Below are 17,245 nucleotides of genomic sequence, written 5' to 3'. Positions count from 1 at the left end.
AGCATTCTGGCCGAAATGGGCCCTGCGGCCGAGGCTGCGCAGCCGTGAAAAATCGTCGCGCGGCGCGGACCGCTGTTACGCGCGCTTGAGAACTTGTAGCGGATAGCCGATCAGCTTCGCTGCGGCGAAGGCGATCGCCATGCCGATCAGCGCCGCGATCGCCTGTCCGCCGAAGAACCAGGCGGCCGACTCCGGATCGGGATTGATCCGGACCGCGAGATCGAGACACCACAGGATGGCCACGACGCCGACCACGACCACGATGACGAGTTGCATACGCTGCACCGCCGCTTCGATCCGGGCCATCCGCGCTTCGACATGCTTGTCCGGAGTCGTTGTCATTTCGTCCTCATTCTAAGTCTAAAGTTCAACTAATCTGCGACCGCGTTGCGATCCATTCCCGCGTAGCTGTAGCTCGCACGGCACTGCACTGAATTGACTCAGCACAAAACCCCGCCATCAGCCGATTAGTCCGGTCGTCGTAGTCATGATGACGATCTGCCGCACCCGTTGACTTATCGCAAATACGAGGGGTGGTAAAACTGGGAAACAGGGCCCCTTGAAAGCTAATCGCCGGAGTGGCGTGCGCTTGGGGGGAGCTCATCATGCACACACCATGGCAAGCCGCTGCGGCGCTGAAAAGCGACGCGAAGGAGCTTCGCCCGCTGACTGGAAACGAAGCGATCGCGCGCGCCGCCTGGGAGGCGGGGGTGCGGGTCGCCGCCGCCTATCCGGGCACGCCGAGCACCGAAATTCTCGAGAATCTCGCGAACTATCCAGCCGAAGATATTCATGCGCAGTGGTCGACCAACGAAAAGGTCGCGCTCGACGTTGCGATCGGCGCATCGTTCGCAGGTAGCCGCGCGCTGTGCGCGATGAAACATGTCGGCCTCAACGTCGCCGCCGACGCGCTGATGTCGTTTACTTACATCGGGGTCAATGGCGGGCTGGTGCTGATCGTCTGCGACGATCCCGGTATCCATTCGTCTCAGAACGAGCAGGACAGCCGGATCTACGCACAGCTTGCGACCTTGCCGGTCCTCGAGCCGAGCGATGCGCAGGAGGCCTACGATCTCACCAGGCTGGCGTTCGAGATTTCCGAACAGTTCGACACGCCGGTGATCGTGCGCAGCACGACGCGGTTGTCGCATACCCGCAGCACCGTCACGGTCGGCGTCCGCGAGGAGGTCGCCTCGCGCGGCTTTCTGGAGAAGCCGTCGAAGAACGTGATGATCCCGGCCCATGCCCGCGGCCGCCATCTCGTGCTGCTGGAGCGCGAGGGCAAGCTGAAGGACTATTTGGCGGAGTCGCCGATCACCCAATGGGAAAAGGGTAACACCAGCTTCGGCATCGTCACCGCCGGCACCTGCTACCCTTACGTCCGCGAGGTGCTGCCGAACGCCACCGTGCTGAAGCTCGGCGCATCGTGGCCGCTGCCGGAGCAGTTGCTGCGAGATTTCTGCGCCTCGGTTGATCGCGTCTTCGTGGTCGAGGAGCTGGAGCCGATCATCGAGAAGGAGATCGCAGCGCTCGGCATCAAGGTCGACGGCAAGCGGTTCTTCCCGCGCGCCGGCGAGTTTTCGCCGGAGGTGGTGCGCGCCGGTCTGGTGCAGGCCGGCATTCTTCCCGCGCCGGTGCAGCACAATGCCTGGACGCCGGAGCCGGTGGTGCGTCCGCCGGTGCTATGCGCCGGCTGCCCCCATACCTCGACCTTCATGGCGGTGCGCGCCTCCGGCGCCCGCGTCGCCGGCGACATCGGCTGCTACACGCTAGCCTGCCTCGATCCGTTGCGCGGTCTCGACACCTGCGTGTCGATGGGCTCCTCGATCGGCAATGCGGTGGGCATGGCGAAAGCCGGCGAGACGAAACCGATCGTCGCGACGATCGGCGACAGCACCTTCCTGCATGCCGGCCTGCCGGCCTTGATCGACGCCGTCTACAACCAGGCCAACATCGCGGTGCTGTTGCTCGACAACCACATCACCGCCATGACCGGCGGTCAGGAGCATCCGGGCACGGGCAAGACGCTACGCGGCGAGCCGGCGCCGCAGGTCGACTACGAGGCGCTGGCGCGCGCTTGCGGCGTCCAATGGATCAAGAAGGTGGATTCCTACGATCTCGCGGCGGTGCATCAGTTGCTGCGCGAGGCGATCGCCTATCGGGGCGTCGCGATGCTGATCTCGAACCGGCCCTGCGTGCTCGATCCGATCAAGATCAAGGGGCCGCCGCTTCAGATCAACGCCAGCCAGTGCACCGCCTGTCAGTCCTGCATGAATCTCGGCTGCCCGGCGCTGACCTGGAGCGACGAATGGTTCGAAGGCCGCCACCGGGTCAAGATCGATCCGGCGTCGTGCATCGGCTGCACGCTGTGCGCCCAGGTCTGCACCATCGATTGCATCAAGATCGCAACGCCCCCGGTGACGCAATGAACGAGCAGAGCAAGGTCACCGCCCTCAACGCGGACAGCGAGCCGGTCGCCTTCAACGCGGCGCTGGCCGAGCCCACCAACGTGCTGATCGTCGGCGTCGGCGGCCAGGGCGTGATCATGGTCTCGAAGGTGCTGGCGTCGCTGGCGCAGGCGCACGGCTTCGAGGTCAAGCAGAGCGAAGTTCACGGCATGGCGAAGCGCGGCGGCGCGGTGTTCAGCCACGTCCGCTTCGGTCAACGGGTGTGGTCGCCGACCATCGCCAAGGGTGAAGCCGACGTGCTGATCGCGCTGGAATGGGCCGAGGGCCTGCGCTGGCTGCCGCATCTGAAGCGCGACACCGGCGTGTTCATCTGCGACACCAAGCGGATCGTGCCGCCCTTCGCCTGCCTCAACCGCCGCCTCGGCGCGCCGTTGCGCTATTCGACCGAGACCGCCGAACAGGTGTCGGCCTACGTCTCCGAAGCCTATGCGATCGACGCGACACGGATGGCGGAAGACCTCGGCAACGAACGCGCCGCCAATGTCGTGCTGCTCGGGGCGCTGTCGACGGTGCTCGAATTCTCGCTGCCGGAGTGGGAGAAGACCGTCACCAGCTTCGTGCCGAAAAAGACCATCGCGGTGAACACCGCGGCGTTCGAACTCGGCCGCAACTGGATTTCGGAGGCCAAGAGCCCGCCGCCCGCCGCCGACGAAGCCGCCAGGCCGGCTTCGACACACGCGCATTATTCGGCGCGGCTCGAGATCACCGACGCCTGGTGCAAGAGCTGCGAGATCTGCGTCAAGCTCTGCCCCGAGCGCTGTCTCACGCTCAACGCCGAACGCATCGTCGAAATGACCGCGCCGGAGAAATGCACCGGATGCCGGCTGTGCGAATGGCTCTGTCCGGATTTCGCCATCCGCGTCCATCTGGATGCCGAGCAGCCCGCGATGGAGGCGGTGCGATGAATGTGATCGACCGATCGCACGCCAAGCCCGCGGCGAAACTTCTTTCCGGTAACGCCGCCTGCGCGCAGGGCGCCATCGACGCCGGCTGCACCTTCTTCGCCGGCTATCCGATCACGCCGTCCTCGGAGATCGCCGAGCGGCTGTCGACCATGCTGCCGCGGGCCGGCGGCGTGTTCATTCAGATGGAAGACGAGATCGCGGCGATGGCCGCGGTGATCGGCGCCTCGATGGGCGGCGTCAAGGCGCTGACCGCGACGTCGGGTCCCGGCTTCTCGCTGAAACAGGAGAACATCGGCTACGCCGCGGGCGCGGAGATTCCCTGCGTCATCGTCAATGTGATGCGCGGCGGCCCCTCGACCGGAATGCCGACGCGGCCGTCTCAGGCCGACATCATGCAGAGCCGCTACGGTAGCCACGGCGACTATCCGATGATCGTGCTGGCGCCGGCCTCCGCGCGGGAGATCTATGACGAGACCATCCGCGCCTTCGATCTTGCCGAGATCTGCCGCACGCCGGTCGTGCTGCTGTACGATCAGGTGATCGCGCAGTCTTCGGAGACGGTCTCGCTCGGCGGTCGTCCGCCGGCGCATGCGACGCGCAAATGGGCCAGCGGTCCGCGCGAGAGCTACAAGCCGTTCGCCGTCGGCGACGATCTGGTGCCGCCGATGGCGCGGCCCGGCGACGGCTATCGCATCCACACCACCGGCCTGACCCACAGCGAGAGCGGCTTCCCGAGCCAGGATCCGGAGACGGTCAACCGCAATCTCGGCCGGCTGTTCGCCAAGCTCGATCAGCATCGCGACCTGATCGACAGTTTCGAGGCGGTGCGCTGCGAGGACGCCGAGGTGGTGATCGTCGCGATCGGCATCAGCGCCCGCGCCGCCCGCCGCGCGGTCGATCTGTGCCGCGCGCATGGCAAGAAGGTCGGCCTGTTCCGTCCGATCACGCTGTGGCCGTTCCCGGAGATCGCGCTACGCGAAGCCACCAAGAACGCCCGCGCCATCCTGGTGCCCGAACTCAACATCGGCCAGCTCCGGCTTGAGATCGAACGCCAACTGCGCGACCGCCGCGTCGAAGGCCTGCATCTGATCAGCGGCGAGCCGATCACGCCGGCGCAGATCGCCAGCGCCGCAACCAAACTCGCTTCGGAGGTCTGATGTTCAGGGACGCGCCGCATTTCGACGTCCGCGATTATCTCCGCAAGGAGATGATGCCGCATTTCCTCTGCCCCGGCTGCGGCCACGGCATGGCGCTGCGCGCGCTGCTGTGGGCGCTGCACGAATTGCAGATCGACCGCGACAGGCTGGCGGTCGTCTCCGGCATCGGCTGCGCCGGACGGCTGTCGGCCTATATCGACGCCAATACCTTCCACACCACCCACGGTCGGCCGCTGGCCTACGCCACCGGTCTGGCGCTGGCGCGGCCGGATCTGCACGTCGTGGTCATCACCGGCGACGGCGACTGTCTGGCGATCGGCGGCAATCATCTGATCCACGCCTGCCGGCGCAACCTCAAGCTGACCTGCCTGATGCTCAACAACGAGATCTACGGCATGACCGGCGGCCAGGTGTCGCCGACCACTTCGGAGACGCGGCTGACCACCACCACGCCGCACGGCAACACCGAGCCGAATTTCGACGCCTGCGCGCTGGCGACCGCCGCCGGCGCCGGCTTCGTCGGCCGCGAGATGACGCGCCACGTCCCGAAGATGAAAGAGCTGCTGAAGGAAGGCCTGCAACATCCCGGCTTCGCCTTCATCGAGGTACTGTCCGACTGCACCGAGGTCTATGGCCGCAAGAACGACATGGGCTCGTCGTCCGAAATGGTGATGCGGCAGAAGAGCGAGATCCGGCCGTCCGCCTATCGCGACAGCGTCGACGAGCCGTTCCGCTCGACCGATCTGCCGACCGGCATTCTCGCCCGCAACAACCGGCCGGAATACGGCGCGGCCTTGCGCGCCGCCGCCGCCGCGCGCGCCGGCAAGTAACAGGGAGCGAGACCATGCCGAAATCCCGGATCGAACTGCGTTTCGGCGGCACCGGCGGGCAGGGGCTCCTGCTCAGCGCCAAGCTGCTCGCGGATGCGCTGGCGCTCGAAGGCCGCCACGTCGCGCAATCGCAAACCTACGAGCCGACCTCGCGCGGCGGTTTCTGCAACGCCGATCTGGTGGTGGCCAGCGGCGAGGTCGACTATCCGCTGCCGATGGAATTCGATCATCTGGTGCTACTCGACAAGATCGCGATCAAGCCGTCCTGGCCGCGGCTGAAGGCCGGCGCGCTGGTGATCGCCGATACGCGGCTGTGCCCGGAGCTGCCGGAGGGCGCGGGCCAGCGGCATCAGCTTCCGCTCAGCCGCACCGCGATCGAACTCGGTAGCGAACGCGTCACCAACATCGTCGCCCTCGCTGTGCTGGTCGCGATGACCGACATCTGCAAGCGCAAATCGGTCGAGCAGGTGATCCGCGCTTCGTCGCCGCGCGGCTTCCTCGATCTCAACATGGACGCGCTGGCCGCCGGCTATGCGCTGGCGTCGGCGCCCGCCGTTCTCGCCGCGTCCTGATACTTCAAAGGATCATCGTCATGGGTGCGCAGACCGCTCTCCGCGAAACGCCGATTTATATGCACGACCGTGCCATCGAGACGATGCCGCGGCCGCAGCTCGCGGCGTTGCAGCTCGAGCGGCTGCGCAAAATCGTCGAGCGCGCCTATCGCGACGTCCCGCATTATCGCCGGACGTTCGACGCCGCCGGCGTCAAGCCGTCCGAGCTGACGTCGCTCGCCGATCTCGCGAAGTTTCCGTTCACCAAGAAGACCGATCTGCGCGACAATTATCCGTTCGACATGTTCGCGGTGCCGCGCAATCAGTTGCCGCGAATTCACGCATCATCCGGCACCACCGGAAAGCCGACCGTGGTCGGCTACACCCGGAACGATCTCGATAATTGGGCCGACCTGATGGCGCGGTCGCTGGTCAGCGCCGGCGCCTCGCCGGACGACATCGTTCACAACGCCTATGGCTACGGCCTGTTCACCGGCGGTCTCGGCGCGCATTACGGTGCCGAGCGGCTCGGCTGCACGGTGGTGCCGATCTCCGGCGGCGGCACCGAGCGTCAGGTCACGCTGATGATGGATTTCGGCGCCGACGTGCTGTGCAGCACGCCGTCCTACGCCCTCAACATCGCCGAAGTCGCCGAGCAGATGGGCGTCGATCTGCGCAAGGCGCCGCTGCGCGTCGGGCTGTTCGGCGCCGAGCCGTGGAGCGACGCGATGCGGCGCGACCTCGAGGCGCGGCTCGGCATCAAGGCGATCGACATCTACGGCCTGTCGGAGATCATGGGCCCCGGCGTCGCCTGCGAATGCCACGTCGCGCAGAACGGCCTGCACGGCTGGGAGGATCACTTCCTGTTCGAGACCATCGATCCGGAAACGCTGCAGCCGCTGCCGCTCGGCTCGACCGGCGAACTGGTGATCACCACGCTCACCAAGGAAGCGCTGCCGATGATCCGGTATCGCACCCGCGACATCACCAGCCTCTCGACCGAGCCCTGCGCCTGCGGTCGCACCCATCTGCGGATCATGCGCGTCACCGGCCGCGACGACGACATGCTGATCATCCGCGGCGTCAACGTCTATCCGTCGCAGGTGGAGTCGGTGCTGGTCGGCTTCCCCGGCATCGCGCCGCACTACCAGATCGTGCTGACCCGCGACAAGGCGCTCGACGCCATGACCGTCGAAGTCGAGATCGCCCCGGATGCGCCGCGCGACGACGCCTCGCTGGCGTACAAGGCCGCCGAGGTCACGCATCACATCAAGTCGCTGATCGGCGTCACCTGCAAGGTCACCGTCAAGGCGCCCGGCGAAGTGCCTCGCTCGCAGGGCAAGGCGGTGCGGGTGAAGGATCAGCGGAATATTTGAGGCAACCACAGTGAGTTGCTTCGTGTCCCGGGCGCGGTGCAGCACGCAGTGTTGCTCCGCAGACCCGGGACCCGGTTGACCCGGGGCCGCCAATAACCGGGGCCCCGGATCAGCAGCGCACCACGCCGCAGGGTGGCGGGCTGCGCAGCATCCGGGGTAGGCAGTCCTGGCTTTCGTGTCGGGCGAGGCGGATGCCGCCTACAGCCCCAGCACCAGCTTGCTGATGATGTCGCGCTGGATTTCCGAGGTGCCGCCGAAGATGGTGTAGGCGCGGCCGTTGAGATGCGTCGGCATCACGGCGAGTTCGTCCTCGGGAATCGCCGGCGGGGCGTTGAGCCGGTGCAGCGGGCGGGTCGGTTCGACATAGAGGCCATCGTTGCCGATGACGTCGACGCCGAGCCGGCTCACCGCCTGGTAGATCTCGCTGGTGCGCAGCTTCAGGATCGACGACACCGCGCCGGGGTTCTGGCCGTTCTGCAGGGCGGAGAGCACCCGCAGCTCGGTCATTTCCAGCGCATCGATATCGACCTCGGCCTCCGACATCCGGATCGCAATGTCCGGATCCTCGATCGCCCGGCCGGTCGCGTCCGACTCGGCGAGCGCCGCCGTTCTGTGCAGCGCCTTGCGGAGCTTCGCCGAGGCAATGCCGGAGCCGCGCTCGAATTCCAGGAGATACTTGCCGTAGGTCCAGCCCTTGCCTTCCTCGCCGACCAGGTTGGACGCCGGAATCCGGACGTCGTCGAAGAACACCTGGTTGACCTCGTGGTCGCCGCCGATCGTGAGAATCGGGCGGATGGTGATACCGGGGCTCTTCATGTCGATCAGCACGAAGCTGATGCCGTCCTGCTGCCGCGGCTCATCGCTGGTGCGCACCAGCGCGAACATCATGTTGGCGTTGTGCGCGTGGGTGGTCCAGATCTTGGTGCCGTTGATGACGTACTCGTCGCCGTCGCGGACCGCGCGGGTCTTCAGCGACGACAGGTCCGAGCCCGAGCCGGGCTCCGAATAGCCCTGGCACCAATAATCCTCGCAGGACAGAATCCGCGGCAGGAAGTAGTTCTTCTGCTCCGGCGAACCGAAGCCGATGATCACCGGCCCGACCATCTTGACGCCCATCGGCGTCGGGGAGGGCACGCCCGCATGGGCGCATTCGGTCTCGAAGATCCAGCGCTGCGCTGGCGTCCAGCCGGTGCCGCCATATTCGACCGGCCAGCCCGGTGCGCCCCAGCCCTTGGCGTTGAGCGCGCGCTGCCACGGCACGCCGGTCTCCGGCTCGGAGAACACCGAGGCGTTGAGCGACTCCGCCCGCTTCATGTCGGGCGTGAGATTGGCCGCGATGAAGTCGCAGACCTCTTGCTGGAAGGCGAGTTCGGCGTCGCCGAAGGTCATGTCCATGTCGATGCCTCGCTGCTAGGCGTTGACGAGCCGGCCGCTGAGCGCGGCGTGGCGGCGATAATGGTGCGTGCTGCCGCCGAACAGCGTCTCGAACGCCAGCAGGCGTTTGAAGTACGCGCCGACGTCGAGTTCCTCGGTGACGCCCATGCCGCCGTGCAACTGCACGGATTGCTCGGCGACGAACTGCGCGCCCTTGCCGATCTTGGCCTTGGCGCCGGAGGCGGCGCGGCCGCGTTCGGCGGCGTCGGCGTCGGCCTTCAGCGCGGCCCGCAGCGCCATCGACCGCGCTTCATCGACCTGCACCGACATGTCGGTGAGGCGATGCCGGATCACCTGATTGGCAGCGAGCGGCTTGCCGAACTGCTTGCGCACCTTGGTGTAGTCCAACGTCTTGTCGGTCAGCGTCTGCATCATCCCGACGGCTTCGGCCGACATCGCAGCGAGCGCGCGATCGACCACGGCTTCAACCGCCGGATAGGCATCGCCGTCAGCGCCGAGCATCGCGTCGGCCGGCACCCGCACGCTTTGCAGCGTCAGATTGCAAGCGCGTCCGCCGCCGAGCCGCGGATAGTCGGCGAGCGTCAGGCCGTCCGCGCCGCGCGGCACCAGGAACAGCCGCAACGAGCCGCTGCCGTTGTTCGCCAGCCGCGCCGAGACGATCAGCTGATCTGCCGACGCGCCGTCCAGCACCGCGACTTTGGCGCCATCGAGCACATAGCCATCGCCGTCCTTCCGGGCGCTGGTGTCGACGCGCGACAGGTTTGCGCGGGCCGCGCGTTCGGCATGCCCGAAAGCCAGCCGCAGCGTGCCTTCCGCGATCTGCGGCAGAAGCGCCGCCTTCTGTTCGTCGCGGCCGTGTTCGGCGACGAGGCCGGCGCCGAGCACGACGGTCGACAGATACGGCTCGCTGACGAGACCGCGGCCGAACGCTTCCATCAGGATACCGACTTCGATCGCGCCGCCGCCGATGCCGCCATGCTGTTCGGGCAGCGGCAGCGCCAGCCATCCGAGATCGGCGAACTGCTTCCAGATCGCCTCGCTGAAGCCGAACGGCTCCCTGGCGTTGTGCTCGCGCAGCTTCGTCGTGTAGGTCTCGGCGATGAAGCGGTCGGCGCTTTCGCGCAGCAGCCGCTGTTCGTCACTGGGCGTGAGATCCATCGCTTACACCTTCACCTGTTTGCGTACCGACGGATGCAGTCCCGACGGATCGACGATCATTCCAAACTCCTGCAGATTGTGAGCGTGACAAAGTTGATGCAGCGCGAACGCCTGGTCGATCGCTGCCGGCTGGCCCTGGATGTCGACCGAGCGGTTGACTGCCTCCTTGGTCATCTTCAGCGCAAAACTCGGCTTGGCGGCGATGCGCTGGGCGAGCGCCAGGGTGAAGGCGGATAGTTCGGCGGCCGGCACCACGTGATTGACCATGCCGAGCTGATAGCCGTCTTGCGCGCTCCAGCTGTCGGCGGTGAACAGCAGCTCCTTGGCCTTGCGCGGACCGAGCTCCCACGGATGCACGAACCATTCGACGCCGCACACACCCATCGTCACCACCGGATCGCAGAATTCGGCGCTGTCGGCGGCGACGATCAGGTCGCAGGCCCAGGCCAGCATCAGCCCGCCGGCAATGCATTTGCCGTGCACCTCGGCGATCATCGGCTTGGCGAGGTTGCGCCAGCGCCGCGTGATCTGCAGATAGATCTCCTGCTCGCGCGCCATCCGCCCATGCGCGCCCGGCTCGCGAAAGCCGCCCCAGTTGCCGATCGGCGGAAAGTCGATGCCGGCTTCGTTCTTGCTGGTGGCGCGCAGATCGTGCCCGGCGGAAAAATGCGGGCCGTTGCCGGCCAGAATGATGACCTTGACGCTGTCGTCCTGCACCGCGTCGTCGAACGCGGCGTTGAGGTCGTAGGTCATTTGCAGATTCTGTGCGTTGCGCGCCTCCGGCCGGTTCATCACGATCCGCGCGACGGCGGGATCGGGGCGTTCGACCAGGATGGTCTCGGTGGCGCTCATTCATCCTCCCGTTTCTTCTTGTCCCGGAGCTGCGCCGGTTTGCTGTTGCGCGTAGTCTGGCAGGTCGCCGCCGTGACCGCAAACCTCATCTGGGGACTACGGCGCGCGCGATATTCCGTCGCGCGGTGTTCGCGATGTCCGACACCATTCGAAAACGTCCCGAGGATCTGCGCAGCGCGCGCCGGTTCGCGCCCGGCGATCTGCGCGCCTTCGGGCATCGCTCGCGCGCGATGCTACGCGCCTGAAGAGTGGAAGGGCCGTGGTCTACAACGACGATGTGATCCGCCCGCTCGAGGATCCGATTTATGCCGAAGGCACGCCGCGGCGCTGCGCGGCAATCTCGCGCCGGACGGCTGCGACTTCGATTTTCGGGACCGGGTTCGGCTCTCCGGTCGGCGCACCCGCGTTTTTTTAGAGACAATCCAGCCGGTTCCGCGAGCTTTGAGGCAAAACAAACCGCAATCCGTGCGATTATGCGATGGGCGTGGGTCGACGCGATCAACCCCTAGCCGTATTTGAGTTCTTGGCCGCGGCGATCCATGCGATAGGTCGCGGCCGCCGCGCCCTTTTCCCTGCCGCTGAAAGTGAATGATGCAGCAGTATTCGACCGCATCGATGCTCCGGAACGTTGCGCGCGCAGGCGTGCTGGCGGCGGTTGCGTTGCTGCTGCTGTGCGGGCCGGGCTTCGCCGCTGCGGATGGCGGACTGCTGCCGCGCGACCTGTCGCCCTGGGGCATGTTCAAGAACGCCGACATCGTCGTGAAAATCGTGATGACCGGCCTCGCTGTTGCGTCGCTTGCGACCTGGACGGTGTGGCTCTCGAAGACCATCGAGCTACGCCACGAAACCGCCCGCGCCCGCGATGGTCTGGCGAAGCTCGAGGCCGACACCACGCTCGCCGAGCTGCGCAGCGCCGACGAGGCGCACGACGCGGTTGCGCAACTGGTGCAGACCGCGGCGCGCGAAGCGAGCCTCTCCGGCTGGACCTTCGACGACGACTTCAAGGATCGCGTCGGGCTTCGGCTCGAGCGCGTCGAGGCGGCGATGTCGCGACGGATCGCGCGCGGCACCGGCATTCTGGCGACGATCGGCGCGGTGGCGCCGTTCGTCGGGCTGTTCGGCACCGTCTGGGGCATCATGAACGCCTTCATCGGCATTTCGGAGGCGCATACCACCAACCTCGCGGTGGTCGCGCCCGGTATTGCCGAAGCACTGCTCGCCACCGCGCTCGGCCTCGTCGCCGCGGTGCCGGCGGTGGTGATCTACAATTATCTGGTCCGGCAGATCGCCAATTATCGCGCGTTGCTCGGCGACGCATCGGCACAGGTACTGCTGCTGGTCAGCCGCGATCGCGGCCGCTCGGCGCGACTGATGGCGCGGGCCGCGGAGTAGGCGATGGGCGTGCGGCTCGGCGGACGACGGCGCGCTATCGAGGACGATCTCGCCGTCGCGCATGAGATCAACGTCACGCCGTTCATCGATGTCATGCTGGTGCTGCTGATCATCTTCATGGTCGCAGCCCCGCTCGCCACCGTCGATCTCGGCGTCGATCTGCCGGCCAGCACCGCGGCGCCGCAGCCGCGGCCGGACAAGCCAGTCTACCTCACGGTGCAGCAGGATCTCACGCTCGCGATCGGCGAAACCGTGGTCGCCCGCGAGGCGCTCGACGGCACGCTGCAAAGCGCGACCCGTGGCAACAAGGACGAGCGCATCTTCGTGCGCGCCGACAAGGCGGTCAGCTACGGCGACCTGATGGCGGTAATGAATCTGCTGCGCAACGCCGGCTATCTCAAGATCGCATTGGTCGGCCTCGATGGCCGGGACGCGCCATGAACGCGTTCGCGTTGCACGAGCCGGCGGGCAAAGGCCGCGCCTCGCAATGGACGCTGTCGGCGGCGGCGATCGTCGCCGCGCATCTCGGGCTGATCGTCGCGGCGGTCGCCTGGTATCAGCAGACATCGCCGCCGGGCGTCGAGATTCCGGCGATCATGGTCGACATGGCGCCTGCGCCCGCCGCGCCTGCGGTGCAGCCTCAGGACCTCGCGCCGGGTCCGCAGATGCAGGAGGCGCACGCCGCGCCTGAAGCGCTCAAGCAAGACGGGCCGACGCGCGAGCTGTCGCCGCCGGAGCCGATCAAGCCGGTCGCCGTGCAACAGACCGAACCGGTCCCGGTCGCGCCGACGCCTGACGTCGTGGCGCCGACGCCGGCCAGGGAGCCGCCGAAACCGGAAGTGGCCAGGCCGGAGCTGAAGAAGGCCGAGCGGGTGAAACGCGAAGAGGCGAAACGCAGGCCGGAGCGGGTCGAGCCGAAACCGGTGTCGCGCGAGCCGCCGGCGCCGCGCACCACGGCCGCGCCGAAGGCCGATCGCCAGGCCTCCCTGCAGTCGTCGCCGAATGCCGGCCGCGCCGCGGCTGCCGCGGCGCTACCGCCCTATCGCGACCAGCTCGCCGCCCATCTGGCGCGCTTCAAGCAATATCCCTCGTCGTCGAAGGCCGCGGGCGAGCAGGGCACCGCGATGCTGAGCTTCACGGTCGGTCGCGGCGGCCAGGTGCTCGGCAGCCGGCTGACGCGCTCGTCGGGCCATGCCGCGCTCGACGCCGAGACCCTGGCGATGGTCCGCCGCGCCCAGCCGCTGCCGTCGTTCCCGCCGGAGATGACGCAGTCCTCGCTCGGCTTCACCGTCCCGGTGAATTTCTCGCTGCGCTGACTTGAGGCTGCCCGACCGCCCGCAATCCCCAGCGAATGCGCGATTTCCTTGTCATTTGCGCCGGTTGCCGCTAAAAACCCGGCACGACCGCGGCCCCCGCACCCCTGGAGGCTTGCTGCGGCGTTCCCATGGGCCGCGTTGCGGCCTTTAACTTTTTGAAAATCAAGGACTAAAACGATGGCGACCGTCATGGAATTGAAGGCGACCGCGCGTCCGAAGAGCGGCAAGGGGGCCGCCCGGGCAGAGCGTCGCGCCGGCCGAGTGCCCGGAGTGATCTACGGAGACAACCAGCCCCCGCTGCCGATTTCGGTCGAAGACAAGGAATTGCGCCTGCGCATCCTGGCCGGCCGGTTCCTGACCACGGTTTTCGACGTCGTCCTCGACGGCAAGAAGCACCGCGTCATTCCGCGCGACTATCACCTCGACCCGGTCAAGGATTTCCCGATCCATGTCGACTTCCTGCGGCTCGGCGCGGGCGCGACCATCCGCGTCAGCGTTCCGCTGCATCTGAAGGGTCTGGAAAGCGCGCCGGGCGTGAAGCGTGGCGGCACTTTCAACATCGTCACCCACACCGTCGACCTCGAAGCCCCGGCCGAGAGCATTCCGCAGTTCATCGAAGCCGACGTGTCGACGCTGGACATCGGCGTGTCGCTGCATCTGTCGGACATCGCACTGCCGAACGGCGTGAAGTCGGTGTCGCGTGAAGACGTCACGCTGGTCACCATCGTGCCGCCGTCGGGCTTCAATGAAGAGCAGAAGGCGGCTGCGGCCGGCGCTGCGGCTCCTGCCGCCGCTGCGGCTCCTGCGGCCAAGGCTGGCGCCGCCAAGGCTCCGGCGGCTGCGGCCAAGGCCCCGGCGGCTCCGGCGGCCAAGAAGAAGTAATCCGCGGGACGCCGCGGCATGCGCTTGTTTGTTGGGTTGGGCAATCCCGGGTCGAAGTACCAGGACAACCGGCACAACATCGGGTTCATTGTCATCGACGAGATCGCACGGCGTCATGGCTTCTCGCCATGGCGCCGTCGCTTTCAGGGCGAGACCGCCGACGGCTCGCTGGACGGCGAGCGGATCACGCTGTTGAAGCCGCTCACCTACATGAACGAGTCCGGTCGCGCCGTGCAGGAAGCCGTGAGCTTCTACAAGATCGGGCACGGTGAGGTCGCGGTGTTTCACGACGAGATCGAACTGCCGCCGGCGAAGCTGCGGGTCAAGGTCGGCGGCGGCATCGCCGGGCACAACGGCCTGCGCTCGATCTCGGCGCATATCGGCAACGACTATCTGCGGGTGCGGCTCGGCGTCGGCCATCCGGGCGTCAAGGAACTGGTGCACGGCCATGTACTCGGCGACTTCGCCAAAAGCGAGCGGCCATGGGTCGCGGCGCTGGCCGAAGCCGTCGCGGACAATGCCGGGCTGATCGCGAAGGGCCGCGAGGCGACCTTCGCCAACAAGGTACATCTGGCGCTACAGGCCAGGGGATTTTTGGACGACAACGCCAAGAAGTCTGGCGCCGACAAGGCCGCCAAGTAACACGCGTCATCGCTGGGCTTGACCCGGTGATCCATCCTCATCGAAGAAGATGGATACGCGGGTCAAGCCCGCGTATGACGGCCTCCATTCGTCGCGCCGCGAACGCGCAGCAGAGTCGGAAAGCAGATTATGGGATTCAAATGCGGGATCGTCGGACTGCCGAATGTCGGCAAGTCGACGCTGTTCAATGCGCTGACCGAGACCGCGGCGGCGCAGGCGGCCAACTATCCGTTCTGCACCATCGAGCCGAATGTCGGCGAGGTCGCGGTGCCGGATCCGCGGCTCGACAAGCTCGCCGAGGTCGGCAAGTCGCAGCAGATCATTCCGACGCGGCTGACCTTCGTCGACATCGCCGGTCTGGTGAAGGGCGCCTCCAAGGGTGAGGGCCTCGGCAACCAGTTCCTCGCCACCATCCGCGAGGTCGACGCGATCGCCCATGTGGTGCGCTGCTTCGAAGACGGCGACATCACCCATGTCGAAGGCCGGGTCGCGCCGATCGCCGACATCGAGACGATCGAGACCGAGCTGATGCTCGCCGATCTCGACAGCCTCGAGAAGCGCGTCGACAATCTGACCAAGAAGGCCAAGGGCAACGACAAGGACGCCAAGGAGCAGCTCGAGCTGGTCAACCGCGCGCTGACGCTGCTGCGCGAGGGCAAGCCGGCGCGCTTCCTCGAGCGCAAGCCGGAGGAGGAACGCGCGTTCCGGATGCTCGGTCTGCTGACCTCGAAGCCGGTTCTGTACGTCTGCAACGTCGAGGAAGGCTCAGCCGCCGAGGGCAACAGCTTCTCGGAGCAGGTGATGGCGCGCGCCAAGGAAGAAGGCGCGGTCGCGGTGGTGATCTCGGCCAAGATCGAATCCGAGATCGCGACGCTGTCGCGCGAGGAGCGCGTCGATTTTCTCGACACCCTCGGGCTGCACGAGGCCGGACTCGACCGGCTGATCCGCGCCGGCTACGAGCTGTTGCACCTGATCACCTATTTCACGGTCGGCCCGAAGGAAGCCCGCGCCTGGACCATCACCAAGGGAACCAAGGCGCCGCAGGCCGCCGCGGTGATCCACACCGATTTCGAGAAGGGCTTCATCCGCGCCGAGACGATCGCCTATGACGACTATGTCACGCTCGGCGGCGAAGCCGGCGCCCGCGACGGCGGCAAGCTGCGGCTCGAAGGCAAGGAATACGTCGTCGCCGACGGCGACGTGATGCATTTCCGGTTCAATACGTGAGATTGGAAAGCGATTGAGCTCGTCATTCCGGGGCTCGCGAAGCGAGAACCCGGAATCCATACGCCGCAGCGCTGCTGTGACGCATGGTCGACGTGTCGGGCCGTCGTGCCGGACATTGATACAGGGGATATGGATTCCGGGTTCGCCGCTACGCGGCGCCCCGGAATGACGAACGTTGAGGCTGGCGCTTGGCAGCTATCGAAACCCCTGCTGGTCCCGGATCGCGCCGAGATGTTCGTTGATGCGGAACACGATCAGGACGAATTCGGCGACGATACGCGAGGCGACGATGCCGACCAGGACCGTGGCGAGGCTCGACAGCACCAGGATGAACCCGCCGAAAGGGCTCACGGCCATCGCCGCCAGGCCGGAGAACACCCCCGAGATTCCGAACAGAACGGTCAGCGCGATCACCAGCCAGTAGAATGTCTTGATGATGGTCGGCGTAATGAAACGGTCCCATTGAAACAGGTCCCGAAAATCGAACATGGTCTCTCCCCCAGCAATCCGGATCGCGGCTTGTGATTGCCTTCAATAACGGCCACAATCGGGCCTCCCGCCAGCAAATGCCATGACCCTCCTCACCTTCGAAGATTTTCCCCCTGGTCACTTCGGCCACTATGGACCTCGCCGCGTAACGCGCGAGGAAATCACCGCGTTTGCCGCCGAATTCGATCCGCAGCCGATGCATCTCGATGAACGCGCGGCCGCGTCGTCGATGCTGAAGGGGCTGTCGGGATCGGGTTGGCATCTGTGCTCGATCATGATGCGCATGATGTATGACGGCTACATCAAGAATACCGCGTCGCTCGGCTCGCCCGGCGTTAACGAGATGCGCTGGATGGCGCCGTTCCGCCCTGGCGACGATCTCACCATCGACGTCGAGGTGGTCGAGGCGCGGGTGTCGAACAGCCGGCCCGACACCGGCATCGTCACCTTCAAATGCTACGTCCGCAACGGCCGGGGCCAGATGCTGTGCGAGATGGTGTCGCCGATCATCATCCGCCGCCGCGAGGCGGTCGCGAACGAATCCAATTAGCGCATGATCCCGAGAATTGGAGACCGGTTTGAGAAGATCATGCCCAACAACAAGC

General features: G+C 66.4%; 18 protein-coding genes. 13 read left to right on the top strand and 5 right to left on the bottom strand.

Annotated features, from left to right (window positions below):
- Positions 1-75: 75 nt before the first annotated feature.
- Positions 76-342: a hypothetical protein gene (locus BMY71_RS21590; RefSeq protein WP_011504394.1), complete on the bottom strand. Its 267-nt coding sequence runs from the start codon at positions 340-342 to the stop codon at positions 76-78.
- 263 nt (positions 343-605) lie between these two features.
- Here BMY71_RS21590 and iorA point away from each other — a divergent pair, with 263 nt between their 5' ends.
- The 6 genes from iorA to BMY71_RS21560 are packed head-to-tail and all read left to right on the top strand — an operon-like array spanning position 606 to position 7,287.
- Positions 606-2,429 carry an indolepyruvate ferredoxin oxidoreductase subunit alpha gene (iorA, locus tag BMY71_RS21585; RefSeq protein ID WP_011504393.1) on the top strand — a complete coding sequence of 608 codons (1,824 nt, stop codon included), beginning with the start codon at positions 606-608 and terminating at the stop codon, positions 2,427-2,429.
- A complete protein-coding gene (locus BMY71_RS21580; RefSeq protein WP_011504392.1) occupies positions 2,426-3,373 on the top strand; it encodes a 2-oxoacid:acceptor oxidoreductase family protein in 948 nt (315 codons plus the stop codon). Before iorA ends, BMY71_RS21580 begins: the two co-directional genes overlap by 4 nt.
- Positions 3,370-4,530 (top strand): 2-oxoacid:acceptor oxidoreductase subunit alpha, encoded by a 1,161-nt coding sequence (locus tag BMY71_RS21575; protein ID WP_092686115.1) that lies wholly within the window; start codon positions 3,370-3,372, stop codon positions 4,528-4,530. Before BMY71_RS21580 ends, BMY71_RS21575 begins: the two co-directional genes overlap by 4 nt.
- Positions 4,530-5,360 (top strand): thiamine pyrophosphate-dependent enzyme, encoded by an 831-nt coding sequence (locus BMY71_RS21570; protein WP_011504390.1) that lies wholly within the window; start codon positions 4,530-4,532, stop codon positions 5,358-5,360. Before BMY71_RS21575 ends, BMY71_RS21570 begins: the two co-directional genes overlap by 1 nt.
- Positions 5,361-5,374: 14 nt before the next feature.
- Positions 5,375-5,932, top strand: coding sequence for a 2-oxoacid:acceptor oxidoreductase family protein (locus BMY71_RS21565; RefSeq protein ID WP_092686114.1), 558 nt, complete (start codon positions 5,375-5,377; stop codon positions 5,930-5,932).
- Between the two features lie 20 nt (positions 5,933-5,952).
- The gene (locus tag BMY71_RS21560; protein ID WP_092686113.1) at positions 5,953-7,287 is read left to right on the top strand and encodes a phenylacetate--CoA ligase family protein; all 1,335 of its coding nucleotides are present in this window, start codon (positions 5,953-5,955) and stop codon (positions 7,285-7,287) included.
- A gap of 198 nt (positions 7,288-7,485) precedes the next feature.
- On the opposite strand, the gene BMY71_RS21555 is transcribed toward BMY71_RS21560, so the two are convergent.
- From BMY71_RS21555 to BMY71_RS21545, 3 genes are read right to left on the bottom strand one after another with little or no spacing between them, the layout of a single operon-like run.
- The gene (locus BMY71_RS21555; RefSeq protein WP_092686112.1) at positions 7,486-8,682 is read right to left on the bottom strand and encodes an acyl-CoA dehydrogenase family protein; all 1,197 of its coding nucleotides are present in this window, start codon (positions 8,680-8,682) and stop codon (positions 7,486-7,488) included.
- A gap of 15 nt (positions 8,683-8,697) precedes the next feature.
- The gene (locus BMY71_RS21550; protein ID WP_092686111.1) at positions 8,698-9,840 is read right to left on the bottom strand and encodes an acyl-CoA dehydrogenase family protein; all 1,143 of its coding nucleotides are present in this window, start codon (positions 9,838-9,840) and stop codon (positions 8,698-8,700) included.
- Between the two features lie 3 nt (positions 9,841-9,843).
- On the bottom strand, positions 9,844-10,692 hold the full coding sequence (locus BMY71_RS21545; protein ID WP_092686110.1) for an enoyl-CoA hydratase: 849 nt from the start codon (positions 10,690-10,692) through the stop codon (positions 9,844-9,846).
- A 615-nt stretch (positions 10,693-11,307) separates the two neighbouring features.
- Between BMY71_RS21545 and exbB the strand changes: the two genes are divergently transcribed.
- From exbB to ychF, 6 genes are all read left to right on the top strand, one after another.
- A complete protein-coding gene (gene exbB / locus BMY71_RS21540; RefSeq protein ID WP_244526132.1) occupies positions 11,308-12,084 on the top strand; it encodes a tonB-system energizer ExbB in 777 nt (258 codons plus the stop codon).
- A 3-nt stretch (positions 12,085-12,087) separates the two neighbouring features.
- Complete coding sequence (exbD, locus tag BMY71_RS21535; protein WP_011504383.1) at positions 12,088-12,525, top strand: TonB system transport protein ExbD; 438 nt, start codon at positions 12,088-12,090, stop codon at positions 12,523-12,525.
- Complete coding sequence (locus BMY71_RS21530; RefSeq protein WP_092686108.1) at positions 12,522-13,400, top strand: energy transducer TonB family protein; 879 nt, start codon at positions 12,522-12,524, stop codon at positions 13,398-13,400. Before exbD ends, BMY71_RS21530 begins: the two co-directional genes overlap by 4 nt.
- A 177-nt stretch (positions 13,401-13,577) precedes the next feature.
- Positions 13,578-14,282, top strand: a complete 705-nt coding sequence (locus tag BMY71_RS21525; RefSeq protein WP_011504381.1) for a 50S ribosomal protein L25/general stress protein Ctc — start codon at positions 13,578-13,580, stop codon at positions 14,280-14,282.
- Positions 14,283-14,300: 18 nt separating this feature from the next.
- A complete protein-coding gene (pth, locus tag BMY71_RS21520) occupies positions 14,301-14,924 on the top strand; it encodes an aminoacyl-tRNA hydrolase (protein WP_092686107.1) in 624 nt (207 codons plus the stop codon).
- 129 nt (positions 14,925-15,053) lie between these two features.
- Positions 15,054-16,151 (top strand): redox-regulated ATPase YchF, encoded by a 1,098-nt coding sequence (gene ychF / locus BMY71_RS21515; RefSeq protein WP_011504379.1) that lies wholly within the window; start codon positions 15,054-15,056, stop codon positions 16,149-16,151.
- A gap of 195 nt (positions 16,152-16,346) precedes the next feature.
- Here ychF and BMY71_RS21510 read toward each other — a convergent pair whose 3' ends face one another.
- A complete protein-coding gene (locus BMY71_RS21510; RefSeq protein ID WP_092686106.1) occupies positions 16,347-16,640 on the bottom strand; it encodes a DUF4282 domain-containing protein in 294 nt (97 codons plus the stop codon).
- 82 nt (positions 16,641-16,722) lie between these two features.
- On the opposite strand from BMY71_RS21510, the gene BMY71_RS21505 reads away from it, so the two are divergent.
- On the top strand, positions 16,723-17,190 hold the full coding sequence (locus BMY71_RS21505) for a MaoC family dehydratase (protein WP_092686105.1): 468 nt from the start codon (positions 16,723-16,725) through the stop codon (positions 17,188-17,190).
- Positions 17,191-17,245 lie beyond the last annotated feature (55 nt).

The organism is Rhodopseudomonas pseudopalustris, from assembly GCF_900110435.1.
Lineage (GTDB): Bacteria > Pseudomonadota > Alphaproteobacteria > Rhizobiales > Xanthobacteraceae > Rhodopseudomonas > Rhodopseudomonas pseudopalustris.
The sequence above is the reverse complement of the archived record's forward strand: the minus strand, read 5'-3'. Positions and strand labels throughout refer to the sequence as shown.

Excerpts from the sequence above, each read along its gene's own strand:
- BMY71_RS21590 (WP_011504394.1), bottom strand. The coding sequence starts at position 342 with ATGACAACGACTCCGGACAAGCATGTCGAAGCGCGGATGGCCCGGATC.
- iorA (WP_011504393.1), top strand. The coding sequence starts at position 606 with ATGCACACACCATGGCAAGCCGCTGCGGCGCTGAAAAGCGACGCGAAG.
- BMY71_RS21580 (WP_011504392.1), top strand. The coding sequence starts at position 2,426 with ATGAACGAGCAGAGCAAGGTCACCGCCCTCAACGCGGACAGCGAGCCG.
- BMY71_RS21575 (WP_092686115.1), top strand. The coding sequence starts at position 3,370 with ATGAATGTGATCGACCGATCGCACGCCAAGCCCGCGGCGAAACTTCTT.
- BMY71_RS21570 (WP_011504390.1), top strand. The coding sequence starts at position 4,530 with ATGTTCAGGGACGCGCCGCATTTCGACGTCCGCGATTATCTCCGCAAG.
- BMY71_RS21565 (WP_092686114.1), top strand. The coding sequence starts at position 5,375 with ATGCCGAAATCCCGGATCGAACTGCGTTTCGGCGGCACCGGCGGGCAG.
- BMY71_RS21560 (WP_092686113.1), top strand. The coding sequence starts at position 5,953 with ATGGGTGCGCAGACCGCTCTCCGCGAAACGCCGATTTATATGCACGAC.
- BMY71_RS21555 (WP_092686112.1), bottom strand. The coding sequence starts at position 8,682 with ATGGACATGACCTTCGGCGACGCCGAACTCGCCTTCCAGCAAGAGGTC.
- BMY71_RS21550 (WP_092686111.1), bottom strand. The coding sequence starts at position 9,840 with ATGGATCTCACGCCCAGTGACGAACAGCGGCTGCTGCGCGAAAGCGCC.
- BMY71_RS21545 (WP_092686110.1), bottom strand. The coding sequence starts at position 10,692 with ATGAGCGCCACCGAGACCATCCTGGTCGAACGCCCCGATCCCGCCGTC.
- exbB (WP_244526132.1), top strand. The coding sequence starts at position 11,308 with ATGCTCCGGAACGTTGCGCGCGCAGGCGTGCTGGCGGCGGTTGCGTTG.
- exbD (WP_011504383.1), top strand. The coding sequence starts at position 12,088 with ATGGGCGTGCGGCTCGGCGGACGACGGCGCGCTATCGAGGACGATCTC.
- BMY71_RS21530 (WP_092686108.1), top strand. The coding sequence starts at position 12,522 with ATGAACGCGTTCGCGTTGCACGAGCCGGCGGGCAAAGGCCGCGCCTCG.
- BMY71_RS21525 (WP_011504381.1), top strand. The coding sequence starts at position 13,578 with ATGGCGACCGTCATGGAATTGAAGGCGACCGCGCGTCCGAAGAGCGGC.
- pth (WP_092686107.1), top strand. The coding sequence starts at position 14,301 with ATGCGCTTGTTTGTTGGGTTGGGCAATCCCGGGTCGAAGTACCAGGAC.
- ychF (WP_011504379.1), top strand. The coding sequence starts at position 15,054 with ATGGGATTCAAATGCGGGATCGTCGGACTGCCGAATGTCGGCAAGTCG.
- BMY71_RS21510 (WP_092686106.1), bottom strand. The coding sequence starts at position 16,640 with ATGTTCGATTTTCGGGACCTGTTTCAATGGGACCGTTTCATTACGCCG.
- BMY71_RS21505 (WP_092686105.1), top strand. The coding sequence starts at position 16,723 with ATGACCCTCCTCACCTTCGAAGATTTTCCCCCTGGTCACTTCGGCCAC.